12 protein-coding genes are annotated in these 10,914 nt (G+C 60.2%); 4 read left to right on the top strand and 8 right to left on the bottom strand.

Annotated elements, in window-relative coordinates:
• Positions 1-89: 89 nt before the first annotated feature.
• A complete protein-coding gene (locus tag AC1D2P_RS19925; RefSeq protein WP_258665930.1) occupies positions 90-746 on the bottom strand; it encodes an SDR family NAD(P)-dependent oxidoreductase in 657 nt (218 codons plus the stop codon).
• Here AC1D2P_RS19925 and AC1D2P_RS19920 point away from each other — a divergent pair.
• Positions 709-1,545, top strand: a complete 837-nt coding sequence (locus AC1D2P_RS19920; RefSeq protein ID WP_477811557.1) for a LysR substrate-binding domain-containing protein — start codon at positions 709-711, stop codon at positions 1,543-1,545. The two genes, AC1D2P_RS19925 and AC1D2P_RS19920, sit on opposite strands and share 38 nt — an antisense overlap.
• Positions 1,546-1,566: 21 nt before the next feature.
• On the opposite strand, the gene AC1D2P_RS19915 is transcribed toward AC1D2P_RS19920, so the two are convergent.
• Entirely contained in the window at positions 1,567-1,815 is a 249-nt protein-coding gene (locus tag AC1D2P_RS19915; protein WP_046032099.1) for a hypothetical protein, read from the bottom strand.
• Positions 1,816-2,070: 255 nt separating this feature from the next.
• Between AC1D2P_RS19915 and AC1D2P_RS19910 the strand changes: the two genes are divergently transcribed.
• A complete protein-coding gene (locus AC1D2P_RS19910; protein WP_223523579.1) occupies positions 2,071-2,574 on the top strand; it encodes a VOC family protein in 504 nt (167 codons plus the stop codon).
• 35 nt (positions 2,575-2,609) lie between these two features.
• Positions 2,610-3,443: an AraC family ligand binding domain-containing protein gene (locus tag AC1D2P_RS19905; RefSeq protein WP_477758292.1), complete on the top strand. Its 834-nt coding sequence runs from the start codon at positions 2,610-2,612 to the stop codon at positions 3,441-3,443.
• On the opposite strand, the gene AC1D2P_RS19900 is transcribed toward AC1D2P_RS19905, so the two are convergent.
• The 6 genes from AC1D2P_RS19900 to AC1D2P_RS19875 form a co-directional block, all read right to left on the bottom strand.
• Positions 3,444-4,031, bottom strand: a complete 588-nt coding sequence (locus AC1D2P_RS19900) for a LysE family translocator (protein ID WP_477758291.1) — start codon at positions 4,029-4,031, stop codon at positions 3,444-3,446.
• A gap of 245 nt (positions 4,032-4,276) precedes the next feature.
• Positions 4,277-5,785 (bottom strand): tripartite tricarboxylate transporter permease, encoded by a 1,509-nt coding sequence (locus tag AC1D2P_RS19895; RefSeq protein WP_477811556.1) that lies wholly within the window; start codon positions 5,783-5,785, stop codon positions 4,277-4,279.
• A gap of 24 nt (positions 5,786-5,809) precedes the next feature.
• Entirely contained in the window at positions 5,810-6,304 is a 495-nt protein-coding gene (locus AC1D2P_RS19890; protein ID WP_077432058.1) for a tripartite tricarboxylate transporter TctB family protein, read from the bottom strand.
• Position 6,305: 1 nt separating this feature from the next.
• The gene (locus AC1D2P_RS19885) at positions 6,306-7,271 is read right to left on the bottom strand and encodes a tripartite tricarboxylate transporter substrate binding protein (protein WP_109786558.1); all 966 of its coding nucleotides are present in this window, start codon (positions 7,269-7,271) and stop codon (positions 6,306-6,308) included.
• Between the two features lie 139 nt (positions 7,272-7,410).
• Positions 7,411-8,433: a sterol desaturase family protein gene (locus AC1D2P_RS19880; RefSeq protein ID WP_258665936.1), complete on the bottom strand. Its 1,023-nt coding sequence runs from the start codon at positions 8,431-8,433 to the stop codon at positions 7,411-7,413.
• Between the two features lie 91 nt (positions 8,434-8,524).
• Positions 8,525-9,856, bottom strand: a complete 1,332-nt coding sequence (locus tag AC1D2P_RS19875) for an aminotransferase-like domain-containing protein (protein ID WP_477758289.1) — start codon at positions 9,854-9,856, stop codon at positions 8,525-8,527.
• Between the two features lie 89 nt (positions 9,857-9,945).
• Here AC1D2P_RS19875 and AC1D2P_RS19870 point away from each other — a divergent pair, with 89 nt between their 5' ends.
• Positions 9,946-10,857 (top strand): DMT family transporter, encoded by a 912-nt coding sequence (locus tag AC1D2P_RS19870; protein ID WP_477758288.1) that lies wholly within the window; start codon positions 9,946-9,948, stop codon positions 10,855-10,857.
• Positions 10,858-10,914 lie beyond the last annotated feature (57 nt).

Below are 10,914 nucleotides of genomic sequence, written 5' to 3'. Positions count from 1 at the left end.
CGGTGTAACTGATACACCGCAGTGTCTGGCTTCACGACGACTTCGTCGCCGAACGCAGCCTCGCGGGCTCGGCAGCTGCTACGGGGGGTTTAGAAGTCAGTGGACACCGACACTTCACGCCATGCCTGCAGCTCTGCGGCAACAAAGGTTTTTTTGGCTTCAATCGCCGCCACACAGTCACTGCCCAGCGGCAGGCGCAGCGGCGCATTTTGTGATTCCACCAAGGTGATCATGGTCTGCGCGAGTTTGTCCGGATCACCCGGCTGATTGAGGGTCACAGCCTTGGCGATTTGGCGCACCTGACCCGCCGTGCCGTCGTAGTCGCCAATCGAGGACGGGGATTCGACCAATGAATTACCTTCGAGGAATTCAGTACGGAAGTAGCCGGGCTCCACCACGGTCACTTTGATGCCCAGCGGCGCCAACTCGGCATGCAACGCCTCGCTCAAGCCTTCGACGGCAAATTTGGTCGAGCAATACACGCCGAAACCCGGCCCCGACGCGTAGCCACCCACGGACGAGAGATTGATCACATGCCCGTTGCGAGCGGCGCGCATGTGGGGCAGAACGGCACGGGTGACATTCAACAGGCCGAACACATTGGTTTCGTACAGGCGCCGGACTTCATCGGCACTGGCTTCCTCGACCGCTCCGAGCAAGCCGTAACCGGCGTTGTTGACCAGCACGTCAATGCGCCCGAAGTGTTCAATGGCGGTATTGGCGACGGCAGTCAGCCATGCGATCAAGCTGTTGGAACGTCGTACCGGTGTGCTGTTGTTTCAGCGCACCACACGCCGGGTCGCCTTGACCGAGGCCGGTGCCAATCTGTTTGCTCGCTTGCGTCCGGCGGCCAGCGAGATCGATGAAGCGCTGGCGATGCTCGGCGGTTTCCGCGATCAACCGATGGGCACGCTGCGCATCACCGCGCCACGGTTGTCCGGCGCTTTATTGATCGAGCCGCTGATTCCGCTGTTTCGCCAGGCGTATCCGCAAGTCAGCCTCGATATCTCCCTGGACGATGCCACCGTCGACTTGATGACCGGCGGTTTCGACGCGGGGATCCGACTCGGTGAGTCCATAGAGAAAGACATGATCGCCGTGCGCCTGACATCGGATTTGCAGTGGTCGGTGGTGGGCTCGCCGGACTATTTCGCCAAGGCTGGAAAACCACTCAGCCCCGAAGAACTGACCGGACATGAATGCATAGGATTTCGCTTCTCGACCTCCGGCAGTGCTCACCGCTGGGAGTTTCGCYGTAACGAACGCGATTTTACGGTAGGCGTCGAGGGCGGGTTGACGGTCAATGATCGCCGGCTGCTGATCTCTGCCGCCCGCAATGGCCAGGGATTGGCGTATGCCTGCGATCTGGAGATCATCGACGAATTGACGACGAGTCAGTTGGAGCGCGTGCTGCAACCGTTTGTCCCTTTGAGCACGGCCTTGTACCTGTACTTTCCGAGCCGTACGCTGACACAGCCAAAACTGCGCGCCTTCATCGATCTGGCCACCCGGTGGATCGCCGACCAGCGTGTCCTCAACCGCTAGTTCCGGGCTTGCCAACCGGCCTCAAACCACCGCTGGAGTCAGGCCTTTACTCAACCGATATTGGGCCAGCAGGCGCATGACGTAGCCAATCTTGAGGAACGTAGGCCCGATGATGGTCATGGCATGCATCGACACCAGCAGCACAATCGACATCGGACCGGCGTACAGATAGGCGCCGTAGATACCGGCAAACAGCATGGTCAGGCCAGCACCCAGCACTTTGCTCGACAGGTGCAGAACGTTCAGCGGGTTATTGAAAAAATCGAACATTTTGTCGTACTCCTGAATCAGATCAGTTGTACGTAGGACGTATCAAGTCTCGTGCCAGGTAGTGACCCATTTAAAATCAATGACTTGAAGAAATACGAGTCATATCGACCACGGCACAAATTAGTCGATATGACCATGATCCAAGTCAATATGACTTCATTTTTTCAGCCAGTTGTCGATCTACGGTCCAACCAAGTGGCGACAGGCTGACTACGCTGATAGTCCAGCATGAGTAACCCGTAGAGGAGCGCCACCATGCATCGCGTGCAAAAACTGACTCCGTGCCTCTGGTTCGACACTCAGGCCGAAGAGGCGGCGAAGTATTACTGCTCGATCTTCGATCATTCAAAAATCACCGGCACCACCCATTACGGCAAGGCCGGCCAGGAGGTTCACGGCATGCCCGAAGGGTGGGTGCTGACGGTCAGCTTCGAGCTCGACGGGCAACCTTTTACCGGCCTCAATGGCGGCCCGCATTTCAAGTTCAATGAAGCGGTGTCCTTCCAGGTCAATTGCCAGACCCAGGAGGAAATCGACTACTACTGGGGTGAGCTCTCCAACGGCGGCGACTCACAGGCCCAGCAGTGTGGCTGGCTCAAGGACAAATTCGGCCTGTCCTGGCAAATCGTGCCGATTCCGTTCATGGAGATGCTGAATAATCCGGACACGACCAAGTCCCAGCGCGCCATGCAGGCCATGATGCAGATGAAAAAACTCGACATTGCCGAGCTGCAACGAGCCTTTGACGGCGAGAGCTAATACACTCCAGGGCTGACCTGTCGAGGACGCCGAAGATGAAGCACGCTGCTGCCAAAAACGCCGACAAAGCCCCGCGCTTCTGGCGTGATGAAGCCCTGCCTTTCATCGAGGCCCGCGCGATCGCCGACGGCCGCGAAGTCTGCTACACCCGACACGCCCACGAGCATTTTTCCATCGGTGCGATTACCGCCGGGTGCAGCACTTACCACCATGAGCAATCGGCGTTTCAGGTCAGCGCCGGTACCGTGGTGCTGATGAATCCCCATGACGTGCACGCCTGCAATCCAATCGACGATCAGCCATGGTCGTACCTGATGCTGTATGTCGAGACGCCGTGGCTGACCGATTTGCAGCATCAGCTCGGCTTCAACCAGGACTCGGCGTTCCGGCGGTTTTCCACCACCCATACCCGCGATCCACAGCTGTTTGTCGGCCTGCAAAAGTTCTACGAAATATTGGTCGATCCCGAACAGGATGTGCTGCGAAAACACAGTGCGGCGGTGGAGTTTTTTACCGATGTGCAACAGCGACTCGAACCGCTCGACCTCCCGTTGCGCGAACCCAATTTCAAGCTCGAACGGGCCGCCGACTACATCCGCGACAACTGCACGCACCTGCTCAAGCTTGAAGACATCTGCGAAGCGGCGCAGTTGTCACCGTCCTACTTGATCCGCGCCTTCAAACAGCATTACGGCATGACGCCTCACGCGTTCCTGGTCAACCGGCGTATCCAGTTCGCCCGGGATCAATTGCGTAACGGCAAGTTGATCGCCGATGTCGCGCTGGAAGCCGGGTTTGCTGATCAGGCGCATTTTCAGCGGGCATTCAAACAGCACCTGGCCGCGACACCGGGACAGTATCGCGGCTGATCAGGGCAATAACAGGTACACCGCACACACGGCCAACAGCACCGCCATGGTCCGGTTGAACAGGCGCATGCCCGCCGGGTTGCTCAAGTAGCCGCGCAAAAATGTCCCGGCATACACCCAGCAACCCACCGACACATAACAGATCACCAGATACACCGCCGCGAACTGCCACACCAACCGTGCCTCACCGTCCGCGACGAAGGCGCCCATCCCCGCCACACACGCCAGCCACGCCTTGGGGTTGAGCCATTGCATGACTGCGCCGTATAACATCGACGGCGCCCGGCCCGTCGCGTTGGCGTCGAGACGGCCATCGTCCGCCGCCAGTTTCCAGGCCATGAACAACAAGAACGCCACGCCCGCCAGTTGCACCACCCGCGTCAGCGCCGGCCACAACCGCAAGACCTCATGCAACCCCAGCCCCATCAGCACCAGCAACAAAACGAACCCCAGCGTTGCCCCGGCGACATGCCGTTGACTGGCGTGAAAGCCGTACTGCGCGCCCGAACTCAACGCCACAATGTTCACCGGCCCCGGCGTTATCGACGCGACCAGGGCAAACGTTGCCATGGAGATAATCAGACTCATCGCACACCTTCTTCAATTCAGGGAAATCAGCGCCCACGGTAACGAGCACCCAACCCTGCGTATTGAAGAAAACTGCCTAAAGCATTGGCACGTTTTTGTAGCAGCTGGCGAAGCCTGCGTTCGGCGGCGCAGCCGTCGTCAGACCCGACGACTCGGTGTTTCAGGTACGACGTGCATTCAGGTTTTACGACGGCTGCGCCGCCGAACGCAGCCTTCGGCAGCTGCTACAAGGCACGGGCGTTGACTCAATCGTCCTCGTGTAGCTTGATGCCCCGGGAATGGAGCACATGCGGAACGACCAGCACCAGCAGCGTCAATGCGAGGAACGACGCGGCGATGGGTTGGGTAAAGAAGGTCGTCCAGTCGCCCTGACTGATCGACAAGGCGTTGCGCAACTGCTTCTCCGCCATCGGCCCCAGCAGCATGCCCACGATCACAGGCGCCACGGGAAAGTCGAAACGGCGCATCAGCACCCCGCCCCAACCGATGCCAAGCATCAGCAGCAAATCAAATGACGAGTGGCGCATCCCGTACACGCCGATGGTGGCAAACACCAGGATGCCGGCGTTCAAATAGGGCCGTGGGATTTGCAGCAACTTGACCCACAGTCCCACCAGCGGCAGGTTCAGCACCAGCAGGATGACGTTGCCGATGTACAGCGAGGCGACAAGGGTCCAGACCAGGTCGCCCGAGGTCTGGAACAACATCGGGCCCGGTTGCAGGTTGTAATTCTGGAACGCGGCCAGCAGGATCGCCGCCGTGGCGGAGGTCGGGATGCCCAGGGTCAGCAGCGGCACCAACGAACCGGTCGCGCTGGCATTGTTGGCCGCTTCGGGGCCGGCGACCCCTTCAATCGCGCCCTCGCCTTTGCTGCCGGCAAACTCTTTCGGGTATTTACTCAGCTTGCGCTCGGCCGAATAGGACAGAAACGTCGGAATCTCGGCACCACCCGCCGGAATCGAGCCGAACGGAAAACCGATCAACGTGCCGCGCAGCCAGGCCGGAACCGAGCGTTTCCAGTCGGCGCGGGTCATCCACAACGAAGACATGCGATGCCGGCCGCTGGTTTCTTCTCTCTGGTAGAGCAGGCTGTACAACGCCTCCCCCACCGCAAACAAACCGACCGCCACCAACACCACTTCGATGCCGTCCACCAGTTCCGGCACGCCCAGCGTGTAGCGGGCGATGCCAGAGGTCGAGTCCAGGCCGATCAGCCCGATGGTCAGGCCAACCCCCAGTGAGGCAAAACCGCGCAGCATCGATGCGCMGAGTACCGCCGACACGGTGGTGAACGACAGCACCAGGATCGCAAAATATTCCGCTGGACCAAATTTCAGCGCCAGCGTGGCCACCACGGGCGCAAACAGCGTCAGCAGGATTGTGGCGATGGTTCCGGCGACAAATGAACCGATGGCCGCGGTGGCGAGTGCCGGCCCGGCCCGACCGTTGCGGGCCATCAGGTTACCTTCCAGCGCTGTGACCATGGAGGACGACTCCCCCGGCGTGTTGAGCAGGATGGAGGTGGTCGAGCCGCCAAACTGTGCGCCGTAGTAAATACCGGCGAACATGATCAACGCTCCGGTGGGATCAACCTTGGCCGTGATCGGCAGCAACAGCGCCACCGTCAGTGCCGGACCGATACCGGGCAACACGCCGATCGCCGTACCGAGCAGGCAGCCGATAAATCCCCACATCAAATTGATCGGCGACAACGCGGCGGAAAACCCCATCGCCAGGCTTGCAAGAATATCCACCGGATTGCACTCCTTCGGGCCGGATCAGAGCCAGGCGTTGATAAGGGGCGGCAGGGAAACGCCGAGCCCGACGTTGAACAGCCAGTAAATCGGTAGCGTCAAGGCAATGCCGATGGCCAGGTCCCGAAGCGGATGGCGACTGCCGAACCCACGTGCCGAACAGGCAAACAGCAACCCGGCCGAGAGGACGAAGCCGATGAGGTTAATCAACAACGCAACCCCCACCAGCCCCGCCGTCACCCAGGCGGCACCGAGCTTGCCGGCGGGCAGCACCTTGGCCGACTCGTCATTGTGGTCCGCCAATTCGCGGAACCCACCGGTACTGGCCTGGTAACTCAAGAGCAAACCGACGACACCGAGGAACACCGCCAGCCCCATGGGATAGACATGAGCGCCCAAAATCACGAAGCCCCTTTCAGGAGGAAACCGCCAGGCACCGAACGCCAGAACGCCACTGATGGCGATGAGGCCAAGGCCAATCGCCAACTGTGGCACCACGATGGTACGGGGTCCGCTCATGTCAAATCAGCCCGACTTTGACCAGCATCTCCCGTAGGCGCACGTGTTCTTCGTCAACAAACTTGCCGAATTCATCGCCGGTCAAAATACTCGGCGACCATGCGTTGATTTGAATATTGTCCTGCCAGGATTTGCTCTTGGCGGCAGCCACCACGGCGTCGGTCAGTGTCTGGCGCTGCTCGGGGCTCAGGCCTGCGGCGCCGTAGACACCGCGCCAGTTGCCGATCGTCACGTCGTAGCCCTTCTCTTTGAGGGTCGGTGCATCGATCCCGGCAACGCGTGCCGGAGCACCAATGGCGAGCACACGGAACTGGCCGGCCTTGATGTATTGGCCCAATTCCGCATACCCCCCGGTGATCACTTTGATCTGGCCGCCCAACGCCTGTGCAACCACTTCGCCGCCACCGCCGGTAGCGATGTAGTTGACCTTATCGACCGGGATATTCATTTTGCCGGCCAGTTCGGCGATCCCGATGTGATCGATCGAGCCCTTGGAACCGCCACCCCAGGTGATGCTGGTCGGTTTGTCTTTAAAGGCTGCAAGCAGCTCTTCAAGGGTTTTGAACTCGGATTCCTTGCGCACGGCAATCACGTTGTACTCCGTGAACAGTCGGGCAATCGGCGTCACGTCCTTCAAGGTGATTTGCGGTTTGTTCTGCTCAATGCCCGCGACCATGATTGCGCCGACCACCAGCAACGCTTCGCCATCACCCTTGGTGCTATTGGCAAACTGCGCCAGCCCCAGCGTACCGCCGGCGCCGCCCTTGTTTTCGTAGGTGGCGCTTTTGGCGACACCGGCTTCGATCAAGGCTTTGCCCAACTGGCGGGCAGTCTGGTCATAGCCGCCACCGACCGACCCCGGGGCCATGAACTTAACGGTGTCCAGCGCCATGGCAGGTGTCGAGAGCGCGGCAGCGGTAATAGCCACGGCAACGGCATAATTGAAGCGGCGGATCGCAGCGAACATAAGCAGTCTCCAGATCTTGTTTTTGTGAGTGCTGATTAAATCTCGCCCAAGCGCAAGCGTTGCTCACTGAACAGGCGTCTGTGAACAAGCGTAGGTCATGGTTTTGATAGGTGGTGTGCGTTTACCGAAGAGGAACACCCTAAGGTACGTCGACAGCCTCTGGCACAGCGGCCCTCGGACGCTTCGCCAGGCCGATTTTGCGGGCGATGTCCATGAAAGGCGTCACGATCAGGCTGTACACCGTCAGGTAACGCTGGTGATCCGCATCGCCAGTGCCAAAGCGGAGCGCTTCGGGCTGGGGGGTGGTGACGTAAAGCGTGCCGAACATCCAGTCCCAGAGTGACAGGTTGATGCCAAAGTTCTTGTTGAAGTGTTTCGGCGCATCGCTGTGATGAATCTGGTGTTGGGCCGGGCTGTTCAGCACATGTTCGATCACCGGCCCAAACGACAGCCAGACATGGGTATGGCGCAGGTTGGCCGCAAAGCCGTTGAGGATCAGCACCATCCAGGTCACGCCAAACAAGGTGTAGCGGCTGATTTCGCCGCCACAGGCGTACCAGAAGATCCCGGCAAAGGCACCGATGCACAGCGTATTGGTCACCTTCTCGACTATTTTTTCCACGAAGTGGATTCGGCTGGCGGTTGCCGGGACCAGCACCGGCGCCGAGTGATGGACCTTGTGAAAGTCCCACAGCCAGCGGGAGTGAAAGGCGCGATGGCCCCAATAGTTGGCGAAATCCTTGACCATGAACACACCCAGGCCATAGGTCAGCGACAACACGGGGTGTTCCTCGACTTGCAGGCGCGCGCCCCACAGCTCAGTGAAAAAATGCACGTAGTCGCCGGAGCGCAGGATATAGGCGTCCACCAGGCCGAAGATGGGCAGCACCAGCATGACTTTCAAAATGGCGCGGACGAAGTAGTAGCGGTAATCCAGCAACGCCGAGCGATGCAGGTGAACCCGGCGGCCACCGATGAATTGCCAGAACGTAGAGGCGTCGGTCAAACCACGGGATTTGCGGTAGCAGAACAGCCCATAGGCGACGCTGTAGGAAGTCATAAGAAACAGCAGGCCGAAGCGGCCGTTCAAATCGAAAATGCCGAAAAACTGGTCGGCGACCGGCTCAATCACCCATCGGGACAAATAATCATAAAAAAACATCAGAACTTCCACGCGCGACGGACCTCCGGCAAATGAAAACGAAGTCTAGATCATTCTCAATTGCAAAACTAACGCCGTTCGGCCAGTTTCGTCAGGTATAAGCCCCCACCACTCGCTTCACCGCCATCAGCGCCTCCCGCAGCGTGTCCATGCCCACCGAGCCGAGCGCCAGGCGGATCGCATGGGGCACATGAACAGAGGTGGCAAACGGCTCGGCGGTGGACACCGACACGTGCTCGCGCATCAAGGCCATGGCGATCTGGTCCGCCCTTGCATCCTCCGCCAGCGGCAGCCAAAGAAAATAGGACGAGGGATGGCTGACCACGCGCAGACCCGCCAACACCTCACCAGCCAAAATCTGCCGGGCCTGGGCATCCGCGCGTTTTTGCGCTTCCAGCGTACTGACCGTTCCATCGTCGAGCCATGCGCAGGCGATGGCGGTCATCACGCCGGGGGTGTTCCAGGTGGTGGCCTTGATCGTGCGCTTCAATGCCTCCACCCAGTGCGCAGGCGCGGCGACGAAACCGACGCGCAACCCGGTGGCGATGTTCTTGGAAAACCCTGAAACGTAGACCGTTCTTTCCGGTGCCAACTCGACGATGGGCAGTGGCGCTTGTTCTGCGAGAAACGCGTACGCAGCGTCTTCAATGATCAGCAGGTCATGCTGACGCGCAATTGCCACCAACCGGGCGCGCTGATCCGCCGGCATCACCCATCCCAGCGGATTGTGCAGCGTCGGCATGGTGTAGACCGCGCGCACCAAGCGGCTGCGGCAGAGCCCGGCGAAGGCATCGAGATCAGGCCCCTGATCGGAGACAGGAATGGGCACCACTTCAAGATGCAACGCCTCGGCCAGCAGCTTGAACCCGGGGTAGGTCAACGCGTCAGCCGCGATCACGTCACCGGGTTTGAGCAACGCCATCAGGGTCACCGCCAATCCATGCTGAGCCCCACTGACAATCAGAATCTGCTCGGCCTCGACCGTCAGTCCTCGCGTCAACAAGTGCCGCGCAATCGAGGCCCGCTCATGCAGGCGGCCTGCATGCGGCTGGTAGCGCAAATGCGCCTCCAGGTCACCGGACAGCGCGAGTTGGCGCAATGCCTGGCGCAACAGGTCCGCCTGCCCCGGCACCGAGGGATAGTTGAAATTGAGATCGATCATCCCCGCCGCCACGTCGGGTTGTTCGATGCCCTGGCCGGGCAACAGCGAGGTTTCCCGGACGAACGTGCCCCGCCCCGTTTCACCACTGACCAGCCCCATGGCTTCGAGCTCTGCATAGACCCGGCTGGCCGTAACCAATGCCAACCCTTCGGTGGCAGCCAGTTGCCGGTGCGTGGGCAAGCGCGTACCGGGAGGTAGACGGCCAGCGCGAATATCAGCGGCAAAGGTGTCGACCAGCGACTTGTATCGGGAGCGCGGCATATCGGGATGTATCCATGACAATTTTTTGATTGTATCGATACTCGGTCATACGATGGGTTTCATGCAACCCGACCTTGAGCGTGAATGAAATGGAACGCACTTCTGAGCTGCAAAACCGGACGCTGGAAAACCGCCCCCTGGAAAATCAGGCCGGCGGCTGGATCAATGGCCTGATCGGGGTCGTGATATTCAGCGGCTCGCTGCCCGCGACACGGGTGGCGGTACTGGAATTCGACCCCGTTTTCCTCACGGTCGCCCGTGCCACCATCGCCGCCCTTCTGGCGCTCTGCCTGCTGCTGATATTCAAGGAAAAGCGCCCGGCACGAAGCCAATTACTGCCCTTGATCATCGTGGCACTGGGCGTGGTGGTCGGATTTCCGCTGTTGACCGCGCTGGCCCTGCAATACGTGACGTCGGCGCATTCCATCGTGTTCGTTGGCCTGCTGCCGCTGGCGACTGCGGTGTTCGGGGTCTTGCGCGGTGGCGAGCGGCCGCGACCGGTATTCTGGCTGTTCTCGGTGTTGGGCAGTCTGTTGGTGGTCGGCTTCGCCGTGTCACAGGGCCTGACCGCCTCGCCGCAAGGCGACATCCTGATGCTGTTGGCGATCCTCGCCTGCGGCCTGGGGTATGCCGAAGGCGCGAAGCTGTCCCGGACGCTCGGCGGTTGGCAAGTGATTAGCTGGGCACTGGTGCTGGCGTTGCCGGTCATGGCGGCATTGACCTGGTGGCGCCTGCCCGCCTCGTTCACCCACATCAGCACACCGGCCTGGTTCAGCCTGGCGTATGTGTCGCTGTTCAGCATGCTGATCGGTTTTGTGTTCTGGTATCGCGGGCTGGCGCAGGGCGGGATTGCGGCGGTGGGGCAACTTCAACTGTTGCAGCCGTTTTTTGGCTTGGCGCTGGCGGCGACATTACTGCACGAACAGGTCAGCATCGGCATGCTCGGGGTTACGGTAGCGGTGATTTTCTGTGTGGCGGGCGCGAGAAAATTTGCCAAGTAACGAAAGTGTACTGCGGCTTGCGTCCACGGCTGTACGGGGAAAACCGTACAACCTCCA

The organism is Pseudomonas sp. P1_F1_2 (genome assembly GCF_056405815.1).
Note: the sequence above shows the minus strand (reverse complement) of the source record. Positions and strands in the feature narration are given on the sequence as shown.